Below are 23,846 nucleotides of genomic sequence, written 5' to 3' on the forward strand. Positions count from 1 at the left end.
CTACAGGCCGCGCAGGGCATGGCGCACCGTCCTCACGTCGAAGCAGTCGTCGCGGACGACGTGGGCCTCGTGGAAGATCCGGCCGGCGAGGAACTCGAGGTCCCCGTCGCCCGTCGGCACGCCCAGCAGGCGGCGCACGTCCTGGCCGATCAGCCGGTCGGCCAGCTCGTTCACCAGGGAGTTGGCCTCGTGCAGCGGGGTGGTCGCGGTGATCCGCGTCCGCGTCCGCGCGATCCTGGCCAGGACGTCCCGCACGGCGGCCCCGGTCGGGTCCGGCAGGGCGGAGACGGCGTCCCGCAGGCCGTCCAGGGACCGCTCGACCGCGGCCGGGTCCGGTGCGGGGTCGCGCAGCGGCTCCAGCAGGTCCAGCAGGGCGGCGGCCAGCTCGGCCCGGGCCTGCTCCGCCGCGGCGGCCTCCTCCCCCGGGTCCGCCGAGGAGCCGTGGAGGACGTACCCGGCCCGGAGCAGCAGTCGGGCGTCCTCCTCGTGCGGGAGTTCGGCGAACAGCTCCGACGGCAGGGCCGCCACCAGCGCGTCCGCCTCGGCCAGCAGGTCCGCCGCCACGTGCTCGGGGGCGAGCCACTCCCGCAGCATCGGCAGCAGCCGGCCGCGCTCCTGGCGGTAGGCGCGGTTGAGCAGTGCGCGGACGGTGTCCCAGGGGATCCGGGACTCCCGCGGGTCCGACGGCGAACCGGCCCGGACGGCCGAACTCGCGTACGGGGGGCGGCCGGTGAGGCCGGTCCCGTCGAACCGCAGGCCCCCCAGCGCGGGCAGCGGCGGCGGCCCGGCGGGGACCACCGGCGGCGGGGTCGCGGACACCGGGGCGGAGCCGGTGCTGGCCGGGGCGGCCAGGACGGCCGGGGCCGCACCGAAGGCCGCCGGCGGCCGCACCGGCGGCACGGCGGCCGGGGTGACCGGGGCAACCGGGGCCGCCTCCACGACGGCCGGCTGCTCCTGCTCGACGGCCTCGTGCGGCCCGTCGTCCCCAGCTTCCTGGAGCTGCCGCCCGGTGGCCGGGCGCAGCGCCATGAGTGCCGGCGGCCGCTGCCCGGCGGGGCGCGGTCGGCGCTGGTTCTCGAAGGTCTGGCCCGGCGTGCCCTCGAAGCGGACGATCCGGCCGTCCTCCAGCGTCACCCGGAGTTCCACCCCCGCGAACCGCCCGGTGACCGTGCCCGTCCGCCCGTCCCCCAGCTCGGCCAGGTGCTCCCGCGCGACCATGCGCGCCGCGTGCCCGCCCTCGGCGGCCGTCCACGCGGCGGGCAGTCCCCCGGGCCTCTCAGCTCCCTCGGCCCGCTCGTCCGCGAGGGCGAGCGCGCGAGCGAGGGCCGGGTCGAGGGCCGGCGCGTCGATGCCCGCCGCCTCCAGGTCCTGGAGGCGGGTACGGGCAGCCGGGCGCTCGCCCGTGCCCGGGGTCACCGGGGTGAGCAGCGGCGGCTCCGGCGCGGGTGCGCCGTGCAGTCCGGCGACCAGCTCCTCGGCCTCCTCCAGCCGCGACCGCAGCTGCCGCACGAAGGCGCTCGGGAAGGACGAGACCGGCGGCATCGCCTCCGGGCCGTCCGCCTCGGGGACGAACCGGAGCCGGATGCGGACCGGCCGGCCGCCGGGCTGAGCCGTGGCCGGGAACAGCTCCGCGGCCTGCTCGTCGGCGAGCCGCTGGAGCCCGGCCCGCTCCTCGGCGGTCAGGTCGCCGTGGTCCCGCACCTGGACGACCAGTTCGGTGTCCGGCAGGCCGGCCCCGCCCGGCCGTACGCGGCGGTAGCCGATGGAGTAGTCGACGTCGTCCCGCACCAGGGGACGCTCCCAGACCGGGACCGCCCCGGCCCCGGTCTCCCGACGGGACCGCTGCCAGTCGGTGGGCCGGTGGACGAGGTGCCGCCCGTCCCGGGTGACGCCCTCGATCCACACGTCGTGGGCCACCCCGACCCAGCGCACGGCGCCGTCCGGCAGCACCTCCTCGAACAGCCTTTCCTGGTAGGCCCGGTCGACCCGCTCCAGGACGTCCTCGGACACCCAGGACTCGGGGTAGAAGGTCCGGGCCTCCTGGTTCTCGGGGCGGCGCCACCGGGACGGGAACTCGCTCAGCGGCGCGCCCGGCGCGATCCCCGGGTCCAGGAAGTACACCGGCGCCCGGTAGGTGCCGTTGGCCCGCGGCGGCCGGACCGGCCCGAGGTGCAGGCCGTGGTCCGCCGGGTCCACCGCGAGGGCCCCGCGGAGCCGGGCGCGGTGGTGGAAGCCGGTGAGGGTGTGCCGGTCCCCGTAGCGGTTGAGGTCCTCGACCCGGTGGCCGAAGGGCAGCGTGGCGGGCTCGGGGGCGGGGGCCGTCGCGGTGAGCCCGGACTGGTCCTCGGCGGGGCGGAAGGAGATGAACTCCCCGGACCGGATCCGGCCTTCGATGCGCACGCCGTCGTACTCGCCGACCCAGCGCTGCGCGAGGTCTCCGCGCCCGCTGATCCCGCCGGTGCGGCGGGCGTGCAGGTAGGCCTGCCGCGCCGCGTACACCGCGTCCTCGGCCGTCCAGTGCGCGGGGAACATCGTCCGGTACCGGTCCAGCGCCGCTTCGCCCGCGTCGGCGCGGTACGTGCCGTTGGGGTTCTCCGCGCCGACCCGGGGCAGCCTGCGCCGCCCCGACTCCGCCGGCGGGGTCAGGTACCCGCCCGTCCGGTCCGGCCCGTCGAAGAGCGCGGTCCGCAGCGCGTCCTCGCCGAAGGCGGCCCGCACCGGGAACTCCCCGGCCGGCACCGGCCGGAGGTCCGTCCGGAAGACCCGGTCGAGGACCGCGCCCAGCTCGTTCAGGTTGTGCGGCCGGAGCGAGACCGCCGGGTTCGTGACGCCCAGCTCCACCGGGTGCCCGGCGTCGTACCAGACCCGGCCGTAGATGTCGCTCCCGGGCGCGGTCATCAGACCGAACTCCGGGTGGACGGGTCGCGGGCCGGCGCCCCGGCGCCGGTACTCGTCGGCCAGGCCGAGCAGGTGGCCGACCTCGTGGCCGATCACCCTCGGCGGGGAGTCCACGCCCCAGTGCTGGGCGTGCTCCTGGGAGGTGTAGGAGCGCACCTCGACGACGTGGTGGGCGCTGTCCCGGTCGACGAACCGGATCGCGACCTCCAGCAGGCTGCCGTCGGGCAGCCGCAGCCCCTGGCCGAAGACGTCCCGGACGCCCGCCTCGGCGTTGAGCCGCACCCGGTCGAGGTCCCGCTCGGCCTCGGCGCGGCTGCCCGTCAGGCCGTCGGCCTCCAGGTGGACCCGCACCGTCAGGACGGTGCGGGTGTCCCCGTCGGCGTCCACCACCCGCCGGACCTCGTACGACTGGATGAACTGGGCCTGGAGCGAGCGCAGGAACCGGCGGACCGGCGGACGCACCTCCGCCGTGGCCAGCACCCGTACCGGCTCGGCCGGTTCGGTCGCGTCGAAGCGCTGCCCCGGCTCGGCCCAGTAGTCGATGATCTGCCGGTTGCGGACCAGCAGCCTGATCCGGACGTCACCGTAGGCGCCGGTGAGGATCTCGTCCCGGCCACGGCCGCTCGCCGCGCCGTTCTGCTGCTCGTACACCCACAGGGCCGCGTGGCGGGTCTGCTCCCGGGTCCATTCCGGGGGCAGCCCGGTGCCGCCCTCCCGCCTGGCCTGCTCGCCGAACACGCGCAGCTGGTCCGGGGTGAGCACCGGGGCCCCGTCGAGCGACGGGACGTCGACCGCGCCGGCGCCCGGCGCGTGGGCGGGCGCCACCAGGCCGCGCTGGTCGGCGGCCGGGCGGAAGGCGGTGACCGTCCCGTCCTCGTCCGACCTGCCCTCGATCCGGACGCCCTCGTACACGCCCTGCCAGAAGATCCCGTTCTCGGTCACCCGGAAGGTCTCGTTGCGGACCGCGTCGACGGCCGCCTGCTCGACGGCGTACCGGGCCTCGGCGGCGGTCCAGTGCTCGGGGAACAGCGTGCGCCGGCCCGCGCCGGTCTCCACCAGCAGGGTGCCGTTGGCGTGACGGCGCACCAGCTCCAGCTGTTCGGCCCCCTCCTCGCCGATGGCCGACGGCAGGTGGCCGCCCCGCGTCCCGACGGCCGGGCCGAGTTCGGCCTCCAGGACGCCGTCGGCGAACTCCGTCCGGGGCGACTCGCCGTCCTCGGTGTCGTGCCCGAGGCGGCCCAGCCGGTCGTCCGCGAGCTCGCCGAGTTCGCGCAGGACGCGCACCGACGGCGCCGGGACGACGTGGGTCGTGCCGCCGCCCGCGTACTCCGTGACGGAGATGCCGAAGGCCCGGCCCAGCTGGTGGACCAGCGCGTCCCGGGAGATCTCCAGGTGCCAGTTCCCGGCGTCCTGGGCGACGCTCCGCTCGTGCAGGAGCACCGTCCGGTGCGGATCGCCGGTGGCGTCCGCGAACTCCACCCGTACCAGCAGCGGGGTGCCGTCCGGGAGCCTGGTGCGGTTGTCGAACCGCGCGGCGGCGTCCCGGATCCGCGCGCCCAGCGCGGCGACCCTGGCCCGGGCGTCCTCCCCGGTCAGGCCGGAGCCGTCCAGGTGGACGCGCAGGACGAGGACGGTGACGTCCTCGCCGCCCGGTACGAGCGGGCCGCGCCGGAGCTCGAACGGCTGCGCCGCCGGGTCGTCCGGTACGGCCTCGGCCGAGGCGTGGCCCGGCAGCAGCGCCGTCGCCGGGTCCTGCGCCGGCTGCGGGATCGCGCCGGCGGGCGCGGAGGACGAGGACGACGACGAGGAGGAGGACTCGGGGGCGTGGCGCGGGCCGGTCGGGAAGACCAGGCCCTGGCCGGACGGCTCGGGGACGGCCTTGGTGAACTGGGCCGGGACGCTCCGGTCCGGCAGGCCGCGGAAGTCCACGATCCGCCCGTTCTCGGTCCGGACCTCGATCGGGACGCCGTTGAAGCGGCCCTTCACGAGCTCGCGCCGCCGGCCGCGCCAGCCGGCGAGCACCTGGAGCGCCGCGTACCTGCCCTCGCCCGGCGTCCAGCCGGTCGGCAGTCCCCGCCCGGCGTTCCCCGCGAGCGTCGGGGCGAAGGCCCCGTCGATCATCCACTGCTGCCCCGCCATCTCGGTGACGGTGGCCGGGCGGGTGCCCGTTCCGGGCTCCGCGGGTTCGGTCAGCTCCGGTTCGACGAGCGCCCGCTGTCCGTACCCGGCCTGCGCCCTGGCGGTGGCCGTGGCCGGGCCCGCGCTGCCCGCGACCGTCGCGGAGAACCCGGGCGTCAACGCCCCGGCCACACCGGGCAGGAGCACGTCCAGCCCGGCGCCGTCGGTGAGGGAGTCCGCCGTGACCACCGCGCCCGGAAGGGCGTCCGCCTCCGTGTCGACGAAGTCGAGGGTCAGCAGGACCGGCGGGTCGCCGGCGGCGCGGTGCTGCCGGACGAAGTCGTCGGCGGCCCGCTGGAGCCGCTTGCGGGCGTCCGCGACCGCCGCGGGCGTGGCGCCCGCCGCGACCCGCAGGTGCACCGGTGCCGCGACCTCGATGCCCAGCTGTCCGTCCACGGTCCGGACGCGGCGGCCGCGCAGGCCGGGCCCGGTGGACGCCGCCGGGGGCGCGTACCAGTCGGTGAGCGGCTGCCGGGCGGTCGGACGGTGCGTCAGGTGCCGGCCGTCCCGGGTGATCCCCTCGATCCGCACGCCGTCGGCCTCGCCCACCCAGCGCTCGGCCCCGGAGTCCAGCGGCTCGGAGGTGTGCCGGGCCGCGTACGCCCGCTCCACGGCGGACAGGACGCGCGACGGCGTCCACGCCTTCGGGTAGAGGGTGTGGGTCTCCCCGTCCGCGTGCTGGTGCCACCGCGACGGGAACTTCGCCATCGGGGCGCCGGGGGTGACGGCCGCGTCGAGGAACCAGACGTCGGCCCGGTAGGTGCCGTTGTCGTTCTCCGCGAGCACCGAGCCCACCTTGACGCCGTGCGCCGTGGCGGCCGCCCTCTCCGGCTCGGCGTGGACGCCGGTGAGGGTCTGCCGGTCGCCGTACCGGACGAGGTCCTCGACCCGGGCGCCGAAGGCCCCACCGGTCGGGCGCCACGGCATGTACGCCGGGGTGTCCAGCCCGCTCTGGTCGTCGGAGGGACGGAAGGAGACGAACTCCCCCGCCCGGATCCGGCCCTCGATCCGCACCCCGCCGTACTCGCCGACCCAGTGGTGGGAGTGCAGGCCGGTCGCGGTGACCCGGCCGGTGCGCAGGGCGTGCTGGTACGCCTGCTCGGCGGCGTACACCGCGTCGTCCGCCGTCCAGTGCTCGGGGAACACCGTCCGGTTCCGGCGCGGGCCGGGCAGGTCGCCGGCCAGGGCGCCGACCTGCGTGGCCGCCGCGTCGGCGGGCCCGCCGACCACCTTGAACGTCCCGTTGCGCTCCTGCGACCCCGGCACCCGCTCCGGCCGGGGGCGCGTCGACCCCCGCGGCGGCACCAGGTGGCCGTCCCGCCCGCCCGGACCGCCGTACAGGGCGCGCCGCAGCACCTCCTCGCGGAACCGGGCCCGGGTCGGCGCGTCGCCGACCGGCGTCGGGCCGCGGTCCTCGCCGAAGGCCTCGTCCACCACCCCGCCGAGCTGCCGCAGGTTGCGGGCGGCCGGCGGCGCGAAGGGGGCGAGGATCTCCAGCGGGCCCTCGTGGAGGTGGTTCATGTCCAGCCAGGGGCGTCCGAACCGGTCGGTCTGGCGGCCGCCCATGATCCCGCTGTCGTCCGGATGGATCGGCCGGGGCGTGGAACCCGCCTCCCGGTACTCGTCGTCCAGGCCGAGCAGGTGGCCGATCTCGTGGGCGATCGTCCGCGCCCCGGTGTTCAGGCCCCAGGTCCGGTGGTTGGCCCGGTCCTGGCGCTCCCGGACGGCGACCGTGTGGTGCGCCGTGGACCGGTCGGGGACGAACTCGACCTCGACCCGCAGCAGATCGCCGCTGGGCAGCCGCTGCCCGGTGTTGTAGACCTTCTCGACCCCCTCCCGGCCCGCCTCCCGGAGAGCCTCCACGGCCGCGGCCGTCGGCCCGTCCGCGAGGTCCAGCCTCGCTTCGAGGTCCAGGTACAGCCGGACGGTCAGCACCGTCTCGGTGTCCCCGTCCGGCAGCCGGACCCGGCGGGCGTCGAAGGACTCCAGCTCCCGGGCGGTGATGGCCCGGATGAAGGCGTCCTGCGGCGGCCTGACCTCCTGCGCGGGGACCAGCACCGCCTCGGTGCCGGCCACCGGGGCGGTCAGCTGCGGCCGCAGCTTCTGGTGCGGCTCGCCCCAGACGTCGGTGATGACGCCGTCCTCGACCCGGACGTTCAGCCGCACCCCGGCGAACCGGCCGCGGCGGACCTCGGGGGCCGGACGGCCCGCGGCCGCCTCGCCGACGACCTCGGCCGTCCCCGTCCGCAGCACGTGGTGGGCGGCGTACCGGGCCTCGGCGGCGCCCCACTCCGGGGGCAGCCCCCGGCCGGGGCGGTCCCAGGCCGGAGCCGTGAACGACGGGCGCAGCCCGGCCGTCCAGTCCCCGCCGACGTGGACCTCCCGCACCGGCGGGGACTTGCGCAGCTGCGTCCCCGTCACGAACTCCAGGTCGACCGTTCCGGCCGCCTCCCTGAACTGCCGCGGCAGCACCTGCGCCAGGCTCGGCACCGCGCCCGGCGCGACCGGGAGCGTGGTGACGCCGTCGCCCGCCTCCTCGGTGAACTCCACGCCCACGTTCAGCAGCCGGTCGAAGGCCCCGACCTGCTGCCCGGCCGTGAAGTCGGCCATGAGCGTCCGCACCTGCTGCCGCACCGCGTCCAGCTCGGCGGGCGTCATGCCCGCGGACGGCTCCAGGTGCAGCCGGACGGTGAACTCGAAGCCGTCCTGCCCGCTGTCGAACCGCACCCGCTGGAGCAGTACGCCCGGGTACCCGAACAGGTCGACCCGGTCGCCCCGGCCGACCACCGCCTCCTCCTGCCACGCCGCGTACGGCGCGGGGGAGTTGGGGAGCGGGTGGTGGTACAGGATGTAGCCCTGCTGGTCCAGGACCGCCTCGACCCACAGGCTCCCGGACCAGCCGACCGCCCGGTCCAGGCCGTCCGGCCCCGGCGCGACGCTCGGATTGTTCCGCATCGCCGCCTGGACGTGCCGCAGGACCGTGTCGGCGCTCCAGTCCTCCGGGTAGTACGTCCACTCCGGCGCCGCCACCGGCCGCTGCCAGGCACCCGGGAACCGCGTGATCGGCGCCCCCGGGACCGCCGTCGGCTTCAGCTGCCAGCCGCCGTGGTCCCGCACCACCCCGTTGGGGTCGGTCTGCGGGCCCGGGCCGGGGCGCGGCGTACGGTCGGGGCGGAGCGGCTCGGCCGCCGTCCCCTGGGCGGTCGTGAACGGCTGCCAGCCGGGGAAGTTCGCCGGGTCCGTCGCCGCGGGCGGCTGCGGCGCGGCCTGCTGCTGGGGCGTGCCGCGGGTCGGCGCGGTGGTGCCGGCCGTCGTGCCGTCGGTGCCTCCGGTGCCGCCGGTCGGCGCGTGGAACTGCCGGCCGGGTGCCTGACCGGCCTGGCCGTCGGCCGTCTCCTCCTGTCCGGTCGCCTCCTCCTCTTCGGTCACCTGCTGCTGCCCCGCCGGTGCCGCGGTGGGCACCGTCGCGGCGGGCGGCGGCACGTCCTCGGGCCGCAGCATGCGCACCCGTTCCACGCCCGGCCTGGGCTTGGCCTCCTCCACCCTGACCAGCAGGCTGTCGGACCACGGCGGGAGGGCGACCGGAGTGCCGACCGGCTTCGTCGCCCCGTCGTACTTCTGGACGGTGCGCCACTGCACCCGCTCCCGCAGCTCGGGATGCCGGGCCAGGAAGCCGATCACCGTGTCCCAGAGCAGGTCGGGCCGCGGGTGCCGGGCGACCCGCGCGGCCACCTCGCTCAGCGCCAGCTTCCCGCTCTGGTAGGAGAGTTCGCGGATCAGCGTGTTGATGATGCGACGGGCCGCCAGCAGCGTCGCCGCGCGGTCGGGCACCTCGGGCAACTGGACGGCCGCCGCCGGCCGCTCCCGCGGCACCCAGGTGTTCCCGGTGCCGATCTCGAAGATCTCCGAGGGGACCAGCGGGAGCGCTTCAGGGCCATCGAGCCCCAGGCCGTGCGCCAGGTCCGCCCAGATGTTGACACCGGTCCCGCTCAGGTACAGGACCGCGTTCTTCTCCCCGTCGTCCGTGTGGCGCTGCGCCTCGGCGGGGACCTTCCCCACCCACTCCTCCGCCTCCTCGAACTCCTCGGCGGTGATGTGCGCCCGGTCGCGGGACTGGAAGTACATCCCGCGGACGGTGTTCTCGTGCGAGCTGCGCAGGTAGTTACGGCGCAGCACCTCCAGGTGCTGCTCCACACCCGGGTGCCTGGCCGGGGCGATCAGCACCGCGTTCGCCATGCCCGCGTTGCCGACCTTCGCGACGGCGAAGCTCCGCCGGGCGTTGACGATCCGCTCGACCACCGGGGCGGGGTCGGCCTGGAGCCGGTTGTCGCCGTCGGTGTAGACCCCGCCGAACCGGCGGAGGACCTCCAGTCGCAGGATGTCGCTGGCCGAGGCGTACCCCTGCCCCAGACCCTTGGCGGTCTCCATCTTGTAGGCCGCTTCGAGGCTCATCGGCGCCTCGGCCGAGAAGACCTCGTCGACGTTGACCAGCACCACGTTCCCGTGCGGTCGGGTCGCCGCCCACTCCACCATGGCGCGTACGGTGGCGAGTTCGGGCGTGTCCCGGTCCGTCCCCGCGGCCGCACTGGCCTCGGCGACCCGCGCACGGGTGACGTCCGTCCAGATCACATGGGTGAATCCCTGGCCGAGACCGTCGGCCGAGTCCTGCACATTGGTCATGAACGGGCCGGTGTGCTCGTTGTCCATCGACAACGGGCCGCCCAGCCAGATCGAGTGCACCAGGCGGGGAATCCGCACCCGCTTCCGCCCGAACGCCGGACCGGTACTCCGCGACATCGTCTGGAACCGTCCGGACTCGACGACCGAACCCTGCTCCAGGCCGAGGGCCTCCGGGGCGAGGCCCTCGGCCGTCGGCGCCGTTCCGCTCGCCAGGTCCAGCGCCCGGAAGAACGCCACCCGGGACTCGGACTTCAACTTCCGGTAGTCGTACCCCTGGAGGAACTCCGGGGCGGCCGGGACGACCCGGTCACCGAACACGTCCGGACCCAGCAGACCCACCGGCGCCACCGACGCCTGCGGAACCCCGGGCATCAGGCCGATCAGCTCGTCGATCAAATCCTGGGCCGAGAAACGGAGTTCCGGCTGCACGACGACCTGCACCGGCACCGACGGCTGGGCAGACCCCGATCCCGATCCCTCTCCCTGGTTCCCGGGGTACTGGGGCCGCCGCGAACGCGCGATCGCCTCCTCCAGATCAAGCCGCTCCAGGTTGTCCAGGTCCTCCTCGGCGGCCTCGTCGACCCTGCCCTTGCCCTTGTCCGTACGGGAGTTCGCGGCCGGTAGCTCGTCCTCCTCCTCGCCCTCGACGTCCGTCTCCTCGACGCCCGTCATCGCGACGTCCGTCGAACTCTGCGACGGCACCAGGGGAACGCTGGCACGCGGCGCCGGGCCCGCCTCGGAGGCGCCCATCGACTCGTCCGAGGCCTGGGCGGACTCAACGCCGTTCGGGGTGAAGCGGATCCAGGCACCCGGCGTACCGTCGGCGGCCGGGTACATCAGGAACCCGGCGTCCGCGTCCAGGTCGGTCGACAGCGCCGCGATCCTCCCCGTCGGCGCCCACACCACCCGACCCGTCGCATCCGCAACCTCCTGCGCCAGCGACAACCCGCCGTCCGAAGCGGGCAGCGCCGCGTCGCACGCGGCCAGCACGATCTCGTCACCCGCCGCCAACTGCTGAATGCTGGGCCTGCGCCGCAACGTCCGGGCCAGACCCGTCGCCGTGACCTTCACCGTACCGACCGGACCGGACAGCGGCAGCACCGCGAAGTCCCGGTTGCCGTGCAGCAGCGCGAGATAGCGCCGCCCACCGCCAGTGCCCCACGGCACCTTCCGGTACCCCGTGACCTCACGCCCCTGCCCGTCGACCTCCAGCAGCCACCGCCGCCCCAGGTCGAAGTTCCTCAACACCTCACGCCGCTGCTTGAGTTCGTCATCGGTGTGGAACGCCCGCCCCTGCGGCAGGCCCGAACCCGGCGCCGCGATCGTCAGACTCCGGACATCACCCAGGCGCACACTGCCGCCACCGACCAGCGGCAGCTCCAGATCCACGTCCCACAACTCACCCGGCTCGACCGGCACAACGGGCTCGCCCGCCGGAACCGACTCCCCGGACTGGTCCGCCACCGGACCGGAGCCCCTGAACAGGCTCTTCCAGCGCGACGGAGCCGGGGCCGGGGGCCTGACCTTGGCCCACAGGGCGTCGAGGCTCCCCTCCACCTCGCACAGGGCCCCGAGCGCGGCGGCCAACTGCCCCTGCTCCTCCGGCAGCAGACGCTCCAGCCCGCGCAGCGGCTCGGCCACCTGTGCCGTCGCGACCTCGTCCCGCTCACCCCCGTACGCCCGGTGCAACCGCTGCCGCAGACGCAGGCCCAGCACATAGGCGTCCTTCAGCTTCTGGCCGAGCTTCGCCGGCAGCACCTTCCCGTCGATCAGCTCCTTCAACCGCTCGCCGGTGCTGAGCCGCCACGGCGTCTCCGGCTTCGCCTCCGCCCGGTACGCGACATAGAGGTGCCGCGTGGCCACCGTCAACTGCCGCATGAAGTCGGTCTTGACGTCCACCTTGTTCAGTCCGGCCAGATCCTCCGGGCGCTTGAGGCCGTCGAGCACATCCCGCAGGGCGATCCACTCCGAATCGGCGTCGATGCGCCGGCCCCGCTCCTCCGTGAACCTCCGGAAGAGCTCCCGCTGACCCTCCGGAGAGGTGACGGCGGCGAGGCCGCCGGGAAGCGGCTCCAGCTCGATCAACCGGGTGTCGTGCATGACACCGTGCTTGGACCCCGGCTGCTTCCCCGGAGCGGCCAACGCGAACTCCAGCACGGCCTCCGGGTCGAAGAGCACCAGGTCGGGGTTGAACCACATGATGTCGGCCTGGAACGGCGCCGGCGCCGACCGGTTCACCGGCAGGAACTGACGGGCCAGGTTCAGCCAGGCCGCCGCCAGGTTGGTCAGCGACCCCAGCCACACCGCGTCCGCCTGGGCACCGAGGAACCCGAAGTCCAGGTCGGCCGCCGGCGTCAGGTCGGTACGGCCGAAACCCGCCACCGCCACCAGCGCGTACGGCGCCGTCGGCTCACCCCGCACCGACTCACGCGCCCACCCGACCGCGTCCGTGAGGACCGAGTCGGCAAAGTCGGTCAACCGTTCGGCGAGGCCGCGCGGTGACTCCCCCGCCCTGGCCACCGGTACCTCGTCCCGGATCTGCTGAGCCGCGAGGAGCACTGTCACCAGCAGCGCCAGCACCGGCTGAGCGCCGGGCTCCAGCCCGTCCCGCAGCGCCTGCGCCAGCAGCCGGAGCACCTCCAGACGCTGCGCCTGGCCCAGCCCGGCGAACGCCTGCTGGAAGGAACCCATCTGCAGGGCCCGGCCGACCCCCTGCCGTCCCTCCGCGTCCGCACCACTCTCGGCCAACGCCGCGAGCAGGTCGTCCAGCCGCGCACCGATCGCGACCCGCTGCGCCTCCTCCGTGCCCACGGCGAGCAGCAGTTCACGAGCCAGGTCCAGATCAGTCGGTTCCTGAACGACGGCATCCACCACCGGGACGACCTCGTCAACGGTCTCCACCACCGGGACGACCTCGTCGACGGCCTGAGTGGGAACCTGGAGCAGCCCCGCCACGGGCACCGTCACGGCGGGCGGCGGCACCTCCTCGGGCGCCAGCATGCGCACCCGTTCGACATCCGACCCGGCGGTGAACCCCGCCACCCGCCCGGACTCGGGCACCAGGAGACCGGCGGACCACGGCGGGAGCGCCACCGGCTGGTCGGCCGGCCCGGTTCCCGCGCCGACCTTCCGGACGGTGCGCCACCGCACCAGGTCCCGCAGCTCGGGATGCCGGGCCAGGAACCCGATCACCGTGTCCCAGAGCAGATCGGGCCGCGGGTGCCGGGCGACCCGCGCCGCCACCTCGCTCAGCGCCAGCTTGCCGTTCTGGTACACCAGTTCACGGATCAGCGTGTTGATGATGCGACGGGCCGCCAGTAGCGTCGCCGCGCGGTCGGGCACCTCGGGCAACTGGACGCCCGCCACCGCCGACGGCCTCGGCGGCACCCAGGTGTTCCCGACCCCGATCTCGAACACGCCCCGCTCGACCACGGGAAGCGCACCGGGGCCGCTGAGCCCCAGGCCGTACGCCAGGTCCGCCCAGATGTTGACACCGGTCCCGCTCAGGTGGAGGACCGCGTTCTTCTCGTTCTCCTCCGTGTGGTTCTGGACCCAGACCGGGGGCCCCGCCACCACGTCCGCCTGCTGGAAGTTGGCCTCGGTGTTGTCCTCCTGCCCCCGGGGCCGGAAGTACTCCCCGCGGAAGGTGTTCTGGTGCGAGCTGCGCTGGTAGTTGCTTCGCAGCACCCTGAGGTGCTCCTGCACGGCCGTGTTCCCGGCCGGGGCGATCAGCACCGCGTTCGCCAGGCCGCCCCTGGCGGTCGTGCCGTTCCTGGCGCCCGGCGCATCCGCCAGGCTGGCCGTGGCGACGGCGAAGTGCCGCTTGGAGTCGGCGATCCTCCTGACCTCGGGAACGGGGTTCTTCAACAGCCGGTTGTCGCCGTCGGTGTAGACCCCGCCGAACCGGTCCAGGACCTCCAGCCGCAGGATGTCGCTCGCCGAGGCGTACCCCTGCCCCAGACCCTTGGCGGTCTCCATCTTGTAGGCCGCTTCGAGGCTCATCGGCGCCTCGGCCGAGAAGACCTCGTCGACGTTGACCAGCACCACGTTCCGGTGCGTCCGGCTCCTCGCCCACGCCACCATCGCCCGTACGGTGGCGAGTTCGGGCGTGTCATCGCCCGTCCCAGCGGCCGCCGCGGCCTCGGCGACCCGCGCACGGGTGACGTCCGTCCAGATCACATGGGTGAACTCCCGGCCGAGACCGTCGGCCGATTCCTGCACGTTCGCCATGAAGGGGCCGGTGTGCGCGTTGTCCGCCGACAACGGGCCGCCCAGCCAGATCGAGTGCACCAGCTGCGGAATGCGCACCCGCTTCGGCAGGTGCATCGACCCCGACCTGCGCCGCACCGTCTGGAGCGCCCCGGACTCGATGACGGACTCCGGGTCCTGGCCCAGGGCCTTCGGGGCGAGCCCCTCGGCCGTCGGCGTCGCCGCCTCGCTCGCCAGGTCCAGCGCCCGGAAGAACGCCGTCCGGGACTCCGACTTCAACTGGTCGTAGCCGTACCCCTGGAGGAACTCCGGGGCGGGCGGGACCACCCGGTCGCCGAACAGGTCCGGCCCCAGCATGGCCTCCAGCGGATCCGCGGGCGCCGCCGGCGCCTGCGGGCCGCCGGGCATCAGGCTGACCAGCTCGTCGATCAACTCCTGGGCCGTGAAGGGCGGTTCCGGTGCCTGCGCCTGCGCCTGGGTCGACCCTTCTCCCTGATTCTCGGGGAGCTGGGGCTGCTCCTCCACGACGTCCGTCGTCGCGACGTCCGTCGAGCTCTGGGACGGCACCTGGGGAGCCGTGCCACGCGACACCGGGCCCGCCTCGGAAGCGCCCACCGACTCGTCCGAGGCTGAAACAGCCCCAACGCCGTTCGGGGTGAAGCGGATCCAGGCACCCGGCGTACCGTCGGCGGCCGGATACATCAGGAACCCGGCGTCCGCATCCAAGTCGGTCGACAGCGCCGCGATCTTCCCCGTCGGCGCCCACACCACCCGGCCGGTAGCGTTCGCCACCTCCTGCGCCAACGACGGCCCACCGTCCGAGGCCGGCAACGCCGCGTCACACGCGGCCAGCACGATCTCGTCCCCGGCCGCCAGTTGCTGGACACTCGGCCGGCGCCGCAGCGTCCGGGCCAACCCGGTAGCAGTGACCTTCACCGTACCGACCGGGCCGGACAGCGGCAGGACCGCGAAGTCCCGGTTCCCGTGCACCAACGCGAGGTAACGCCGCCCACCCGTTCCCCACGGCACCTTCCGGTACCCGGTGACCTCCTGGCCCTGCCCGTCGACCTCCAGCAGCCAACGCCGCCCCAGGTCGAAACTCCTCAACACCTCACGCCGCTGCGTGAGTTCGTCCTCCGTGTGGAACGCCCGACCCTGCGGAAGGCCCGTCCCCGGTGCCACGATGGTCAAGCTCTGGATGTCACCGAGGCGCACACTGCCGCCACCGACCAGCGGCAGCTCCAGCTCCGCGTCCCACAACTCGGCCGGCTCGACCGTGTCCGGCACCAGGCCGACGGACTGGTCCGCCACCGGACGGCGCCCGAACAGGTTCTTCCAGCGCGACGGAGCCTGGGCCGGGGGCCTGACCTTGACCCACAGGGCGTCGAGGCTCCCCTCCAGCTCACGCAGGGCCCCGAGCGCGACGGCCAACTGCTCCTGCTCCTGCGGCAGCAGGCGCTCCAGCCCGTTCAGCGGCCCGGCCGCCGCCACCGTCGCGACCTTGTCCTGCTCACCCCCGTACGCCCGGTGCAGCCGCTGCCGCAGACTCAGGGCCAACCTGTAGGCGTCCACCAGCCTCTGGCCGAGCGCCGCCGGCAGCACCCGCGCCGTGATCAGCTCCTCCAGCCGCTCGCCGGTGCTGAGCCGCCACTCCGTCTCCGGCCTCGCCACCGCCCGGTACGCGGCATAGAGGTGCCGCGTGGCGACCGTCAACTGCCGCATGAAGTCGGCCTTGACGTCGACGGTGTTCGCCTGCGCCAGCGTCTCCGGACGCCGGAGACGGTCGAACGCCTCCCGCAGGGCGATCCACTCCACCTCGGGGTCGAGGCGCTGGCCCCGCTCCTCCGTGAACGTCCGGAAGAGCTCCCGCTGGCCCTCCCGCGACGTGACGGCCGCGAGGGCACCGGGCAGCTGCGCCAGCTCGATCAGCCGCGTGTCGTGCATGACGCCGTGTGTGGGCCCCGGCTCACCTCCCGGACCGGCGAGCGCGAACTCCAGCACGGCCTCCGGGTCGAAGACCACCAGGTTGGGGTTGAACCACAGGATGTCGGCCTGGAACGGCGCCGACACCGTCCCGTTCACCGGCAGGAACTGGCGGGCCAGGTCCAGCCAGCCCGCCGCCAGCTTGGTCAGCGACTCCAGCCACACCGCGTCCTGCTGGGAACCGAGCAGACCGAAGTCCAGGTCGGCGGCCGGCGTCAGATCGGTACGGCCGTAACCGGCCACCGCCACCACCGCGTACGGCGCGGTGGCCTCACCCCGCATCGACTCACGGGCCCAGGCGACCGCGTCCGCCATGATGCCGTCGGCGAACCCGGTCAACCGCCTGGCGAGGTCACGCGGGGACTCCCCCGGGGCCGCCACCGGCACCTCGTCCCGGATCTGCTGCGCCGCGAGGAGCACCGTCACCAGCAGCGCCACCATCGGCTGCGCCCCGGGCCGCAGACCGTCCAGCAGGGCCTGGGCCAGCAGCTGGAGCACGCCCAGACGCTGCGTCTGCCCCAGGTCGGCGAAGGCCTGCTGGAAGGGCCCCATCTGCAAGGCCGTGCCGACGCCCTGCCGGTCCTCCGCGCTCGCGCCGCTCCCGTCCAAGGCCGCGACCAGCCGGTCCAGGCCCGCACCGATCGCGGCCCGCTCCCCCGCATCCGCACCCACGGCGACCAGCAGTTCACGGGCCCGGTCCAGCTCGGACTGCTCCTGAACGACGGTCTCCACCACTGTGGCGACGCCGTCGACGGACTGGGTGGGAACCTGGAGCAGCCCCGCCGCGGGTACCGTCGAGGCGGGCGGCGCCACAGTCTCGGGCGCCACCATGCGCACCCGCTCGACGCCCGCCCTGGGCTTGGCCTCCTCCACCCTGACCAGCAGGCTGTCGGACCACGGCGGGAGGACGACCGGACTGCCGGTCGGCTTCGTCGCCCCGTCAAGCTTCTGGACGGTGCGCCACTGCACCCGTTCCCGCAGCTCGGGGTGGTGCGCCAGGAAGCCGATCACCGTGTCCCAGAGCAGATCGGGCCGCGGGTGCCGGGCGACCCGCGCGGCCACCTCGCTCAGCGCCAACTTACCGCTCTGGTAGGAGAGTTCACGGATCAGCGTGTTGATGATACGGCGGGCCGCCAGCAGCGTGGCCTCGCGGTCGGGCACCTCGGGCAGCCGGACGGCCGCCGCCGGCCGCTCCCGCGGCACCCAGGTGTTCCCGGTGCCGATCTCGAAGATCTCCGAGGTGACCAGCGGGAGTGCGTCGGGGCCCTTGAGCCCCAGGCCGTTCGCCAGGTCCGCCCAGATGTTGACACCGGTCCCGCTCAGGTACAGGACCGCGTTCTTCTCCCCGTCATCCGTGTGGCGCGTCGGCTCGCCAGGGTCCGTCTTCACCCACGTCTTCGCCTCCCGGAAGTCGGCACCGGAAATGTGCGACGGCTTCCGGGACTGGAAGTACACCCCGCGGACGGTGTTCTCGTTCGAGCGGCGCAGGTAGTTACGGCGCAGTACCTCCAGGTGCTGCCGCACGGCCCGGTGTCCGGCCGGGGCGATCAGCACCGCGTTCGCCAGGCCGCCCTTGGAGGTCCTGGTGGTCTTTGTGAACCCGGTGGTCGTACCGATCGTGCTGGTCGTGGCGCCCGGCACCGTGGTCGCGGCACTGGCCCTGGCGACGGCGAAGCCCTGCTCGGACTCGACGATCCGCCGGACCTCGGGGTCCAGGTCCTTCAACAGCCGGTTGTCGCCGTCGGTGTAGACCCCGCCGAACCGGTTCAGGACCTCCAGTCGCAGGATGTCGCTCGCCGAGGCGTACCCCTGCCCGAGACCCTTGGCGGTCTCCATCTTGAAGGCCGCCTCCAGGCCCATCGGAGCCTCGGCCGAGAACACCTCGTCGACGTTGACCAGCACCACGTTCCGGTTCGGCCGGCTCCTCGCCCACTCCACCATGGCCCACACGGTGGCGAGTTCAGCCGGGACGTCGTCCGTCCCCGCGGCCGCCGCGGCCTTGGCCTCGGCGACCCGCGCACGGGTGACGTCCGTCCAGATCACATGCGTGAACCCCTCGCCGAGACCGTCCGCCGAGTGCTGCACATTGGTCATGAAGGGACCGGTGTGCTCGTTGTCCATCGACAGCGGGCCACCCAGCCAGATCGAGTGCACCAGCCGCGGAATGCGCACCGGCTTCGGCAGGTGAATCGGGCCCGACCTGCGCGGCATCGTCTGGGACTGGTCGGACTCGACGACCGACCCCGAGTGCAGGCCCAGGGTATCCGGGGTGAGCTCCTGGGCGGTCGGCGCGGTCTCGCGCGCCAGGTCCAGCGCCCGGAGGAACCCCACCCGGGACCGCGACTTCAACTTCCGGTAGTCGTAACCCCGGAGGAACTCCGGCGCGACCGGAACGATCCGGTCGCCGAACACGTCCGGACCCAGCAGACCCACCGGCGCCACCGGCGCCTGCGGAGCCCCGGGCATCAGGTCGATCAGCTCGTTGATCAACTCCTGTGCCGTGAAGGGCGCCTCCGGTTGCATGACGGTCGACACCTGGGCCTGGACAGACCCCGACCCCTCGCCCTGGTTCCCGGGGTGCTGGGGCTGCTGCGACCACGCGAACCCCTCCGCCGGATCCAGCTCTTCTAGGTCGTCCAGGTCGTCCAGTTCCTCCAGGTCGTCCGCGTCCTCCTCGGACTCGGACTGTTCCTCCTCGGAGTCCTCGACGCCCGTCATCACGACGCCCGTCGAACTCTGCGACGGTGCCAGCGGAGCCGTGCCACGCGGCACCGGGCCCACCTCGGACACGCCCGCCGGGTGCGACTCCTCCGAGTCCTGGGAGGGATCGACACCGTTGGGCGTGAAGCGGATCCAGGCCCCCGGGGTGCCGTCGGCGGCCGGGTACATCAGGAAGCCGGCGTCCGCGTCCAGGTCGGTCGACAGCGCCGCGATCTTCCCCGTCGGCGCCCACACCACCCGACCGGTAGCGTTCGCCACCTCCTGGGCCAGCGACGGCCCGCCATCCGAAGCGGGCAGCGCCGCGTCACACGCGGCCAGCACGATCTCGTCACCCGCCGCCAACTGCTGGACACTCGGCCTGCGCCGCAACGTCCGGGCCAGCCCGGTAGCAGTGACCTTCACCGTACCGACCGGGCCGGACAGCGGCAGCACCGCGAAGTCCCGGTTCCCGTGCAGCAGCGCGAGGTAACGCCGACCGCCCGTCCCCCACGGCACCTTCCGGTACCCCGTGACCACACGTCCCTGCCCGTCGACCTCCAGCAGCCAGCGCCGCCCCAGGTCGAAACTCCTCAACACCTCACGCCGCTGAGCGAGTTCGTCCTCCGTGTGGAACGCCCGCCCCTGCGGAAGACCCGTCTCCGGCGCCACGATGGTCAGGCTCTGCACATCACCCAGCCGCACACTGCCGCCACCGACCAGCGGCAGCTCCAGATCCGCGTCCCACAACTCACCCGGCTCGACCGTGTCCGGCACCAGGCCGACGGACTGGTCCACCACCGGACGGCGCCCGAACAGGGTCTTCCAGCGCGACGGCGCCGAGGACTGAACCTTGGACCACAGGGCACCGAGGCTCCCCTGCACCTCGTGCAGCACCCCGATCGCGGCCGCCAACTGCTCCTGCTCCTGCGGCAGCAGACGCTCCAGCCCGTTCGGCGGCTCGGCCACCTGCGCCGTCGCGACCTCGTCCCGCTCACCCCCGTACGCCTGGTGCAACCGCTGCCGCAGACTCAGGCCCAGCACATAGGCGTCCACCAGCTGTCGGCCGAGCGGCCCCGACAGCACCTTCCCCGCGATCAGCTCCTCCAGCCGCTCGCCGGTGCTGAGCCGCCACGGCGTGTCCGGCTTCGCCACCGCCCGGTACGCGGCATACAGGTGCCGTGTGGCGACGGTCAGTTGGCGCATCAAGCCGGTTTTGACGTTGACGCTGTTCACCTGCGCCAGAGTCTCCGGACGCGGGAGGCCGGCGAGCGACTCCCGCAGGGCGGCCCACTCCACCTCGGCGTCGCCGCGCCCGCTCCGCTCCTGGGCGAACCTCCGGAAGAGCTCCCGCTGGCCCTCGTGCGACGTGACGGCGGCGAGGGCGCCGGTGAGCGGCGCCAGCTCGATCAGCCGGGTGTCGTGCATGACACCGTGCTTGGGCGTCAGCTCGTCCGCCGAAGCGGCGAGCGCGTGCTCCAGCACGGCCTCCGGGTCGAAGACCGCCAGGTTGGGGTTGAACCACATGATGTCGGCCTGGAACGGCGCCGCCGCCGACCCGTTCACCGGCAGGAACTGGCGGGCCAGGTCCAGCCAGCCGGCTGCCAGGTTGGTCAGCGACCGCAGCCAGGCCGCGTCCGCCTGGGCGCCGAGCAGACCGAAGTCCAGGTCGGCGGCCGGCGTCAGGTCGGTACGGCCGTAACCGGCCACCGCCACCACCGCGTACGGCGCGGTCGGAGCCCCCCGCATCGACTCACGGGCCCAGGCGACCGCGCCCGCGAGGATCCCGTCGGCGAACGTGGTCAACCGCCTGGCGAGGTCGCGCGGGGACTCCCCCGCGGCCGCCACCGGCACCTCGTCCCGGATCTGCTGAGCCGCGAGGAGCACTGTCACCAGCAGCGCCAGCATCGGCTGCGCGCCGGGCTCCAGCCCGTCCCGCAGCGCCTGCGCCAGCAGCCGGAGCACCTCCAGACGCTGCGCCTGGCCCAGCCCGGCGAACGCCTGCTGGAAGGAACCCATCTGCAAGGCCGTGCCGACACCCTGCCGGGCCTCCGCACCCGCACCGATCTCGTCCAGCGCCGCGACCAGGTCGTCCAGGCGCGCGCCGATCGCGGCCTGCTCCTCCGCCCCCACGCCCACGGCGGCCAGCTGTTCGCGGGCCCGGTCCAGGTCGGTCACCGCCGGGACCACACCGTCGACGGCCTGGGTGGGGACCTGGAGCACCCCCGTCGCGGCGGGCGGCGGCACCTCCTCGGGCGCCAGCATGCGCACCCGCTCGACACCCCGCCCGGTCTTGATCCCCTCGACCTCCCCTGGCTCGGGCACCAGGAGGCCGGCGGACCACGGCGGGAGCGGCACCGGGGCGCCGATCGGCCTCGTCCCCGCGTCGTACTTCTGGACGGTGCGCCACTGCACCCGCGTCCGCAGCTCGGGGTGGCCGGCCAGGAAGCCGATCACCGTGTCCCACAGCAACGCGGGCTGCGGGTGCCGGGCGACCCGCGCGGCCACCTCGCTCAGAGCCAACTTGCCGTTCTGGTAGGAGAGTTCGCGGATCAGCGTGTTGATGATGTTCCGGGCCGCCAACAGTGTCGCCGCGCGGTCGGGCGCCTCGGGCTGCTGGTCGCCCTCCGCCGGCTCCGCCTCCGCGGCCGGCTGCTCGCGCGGCACCCAGGTGTTCCCGACCCCGATCTCGAACACACCCGGCTCGACCACCGGGAGCCTGCCGGGGCCCTTGAGCCCCAGGCCGTGCGCCAGGTCCGCCCAGATGTTGATGCCGGTCCCGCTCAGGTAGAGGACCGCGTTCTTGTCCCGCTCCTCCGTGTGGCCCTGCACCCAGACGGGGTCCTCCCCCGCCATCTTGTCCGCCTCGCGGAAGTCGGTCTTGGACACGGACATCCGGTCCAGGTACTGGAAGTAGCCTCCGCGGACGGTGTTCTCGTGCGAGCTGCGCAGGTAGTTGCGGCGCAGCACCTCCAGGTGCTGCCGCACGGCGCGGTGCCCGGCCGGGGCGATCAGCACCGCGTTCGCCATGCCGGCGTTGCCGACCTTGGCGACGGCGAAGCCCTGGTCGGATTCGACGATCCGCCGGACCGCCGGGGTGGGGTCGGTCCGGAGGCGGTTGTCGCCGTCGGTGTAGATCCCGCCGAACCGGCCGAGGACCTCCAGTCGCAGGATGTCGCTCGCCGAGGCGTACCCCTGCCCGAGGCGCTTCGCCGTCTCCATCTTGTAGGCCGCTTCGAGGCCCATCGGCGCCTCGGCCGAGAAGACCTCGTCGACGTTGACCAGCACCACGTTCCCGCGCGGCCGGGTCCCCGCCCACGTCACCATCGCCCGTACGGTGGCGAGTTCGGGCGTGTCGTCGCCCGTCCCCTCGGCCGCCCTGGCCTCGGCGACCCGGGCACGGGTGACATCCGTCCAGATCACATGGGTGAACTCCTGGCCCGGACCGTCCGCCGAGTCCTGCACATTGGTCATGAACGGGCCGGTGTGCTCGTTGTCCGCCGACAGCGGACCACCCAGCCAGATCGAGTGCACCAGCCGCGGAATGCGCACCCACTTCCGCAGAAACCCCGAACCGGTACTCCGCGACATCGTCCGGATCCCACTGGACTCGACGACCGACTCCGGGTGCTGGCCCAGCGTCTCCGGGGCGAGCCCCTCGGCCGTCGGCGCGGTCGCGCGCACCAGGTCCAGCGCCCGGAAGAACGCCACCCGGGACTCCGACTTCAACTGCCGGTAGTCGTAGCCCTGGAGGAACTCCGGAGCGGGCGGGACGACCCGGTCACCGAACACGTCCGGACCCAGCAGACCCGCCGGCGCCTGGGGAACCCCGGGCATCAGGCCGACCAGCTCGTCGATCAACTCCTGCGCCGTGAACGGCGCCTCCGGCTGCGCGACGACGGGCACCTCCGGCTGAGTCGACGCCGACCCCTCCGCCGGGGAGACCTCGTCGAGGGCCTGCGTGGGGACCTGGAGGAGCTTCGCCTTGGCCTCGGGCGTCAGCGCCGCCCCGGTCCGGCTCCCGGACGCGGCCGACGCCGAGGTGATCGGACCCCCGCCCCCGCCCGGCTGCTGCCGGAGCCGCGTCGACAGCTCGATCGCCGCCGCCAGCTCGCGGGCCTCCCGGGCCTCCATCTGCGCCCAGGTCTCGTCCGGGTTCGGAGCCCGCAGAACCGTGATCTCCTCCTCGGGCTCCTTCACGACGGCCTCGACGGCCTCGACGGGCTTGCCGGGCTTGCCGGCCTCGACAGTCTCAACCGGCTCGACGGCCAGGCCCTTGCCCTTGCCCCCGACCGGTCCGGTCTTCGAGACCGGGGACGCCTCGGCCTCGAAGGCGACCCTCCCGCCGGGCCGCTCCGGAAGGTTCCGGGGGAACGTCGGCATGAGGCCCTGCCGAGCCAACGAGCCCACGTTGATGCCGAGTTCGCGCGCCAGCTCGTGCCAGGCCTCGGCCTCGGCGGCCACCAGGTGGGGTGCCAGGTAGCGGTCCATCGCCTCGAAGTCCGCCGGCCCCGTGTACTCGCGCATGGGCTTGCGCAGCGCGGCATCGGCCCGCTGGGTGATCCGGGCCCTGGCCTCGGCGAAGGAGATCTCCCCGATCGTCCCGGAGTTCCCACCCGACTTGTCCCGCAGGTCCTGCAACAGCTCCCGCCACCGGGCGTCCTCGGCGGCCGCCGCCTCCGCTCGCCGGCGGTCGGCCCGGGCCTCGGCCTCCGCGACCTGCGCCTTCGTCCGCTCGGACGCCTCCCGCTCGGCAGCGGCCCGCTCCCGCCGCTCCGCGGCCACCTCCGCCCGCCGCTCCGCCTGCTTCTCCGCCGCCTGGCGCGCCTCCTCGGCACGCTGCTCCGCCAGCTTCCGGGTCTCCGGATCCTGCCGCTTGTGCTCCAGCCAGCGGTCCATGACCTCCGCGTGCTTCTGCGCCGTCAGCCGGGCCTCCTCGCCCCGCACCTCCGGCGAAGGCTTCTCCGGCACCCGGGGCCGGGCAGCCGATCCGGCGCCGGGCTTCTCCACCGCCGCCGCGTCGGCCTCGGCCTTGGGCGTCACCCAATCCTTCCCCGCGGCCTCCCGCCTCGCCGCGGCCTCCCGCTTGTCCGTCAACTCCGCCGACTCCGACGGCGACTTGACCCGCTCCGACGAACCCGAACCCCCCACCGCCGCACCGGACTTCTCGGACGCCCCAGCAGGCTCCTCACCCTTGGGCG

At 74.2% G+C, this 23,846-nt stretch carries 1 protein-coding gene; it reads right to left on the reverse strand.

Going from position 1 to position 23,846, the window contains the following annotated elements; genetic code table 11:
* The gene (locus tag ACFVU7_RS41715) at positions 1-23,688 is read right to left on the reverse strand and encodes an EndoU domain-containing protein (RefSeq protein WP_388051543.1); all 23,688 of its coding nucleotides are present in this window, start codon (positions 23,686-23,688) and stop codon (positions 1-3) included.
* Between the last annotated feature and the right edge of the window lie 158 nt (positions 23,689-23,846).

This window comes from Kitasatospora sp. NPDC058046 (genome assembly GCF_042885595.1).
Lineage (GTDB): Bacteria > Actinomycetota > Actinomycetes > Streptomycetales > Streptomycetaceae > Kitasatospora.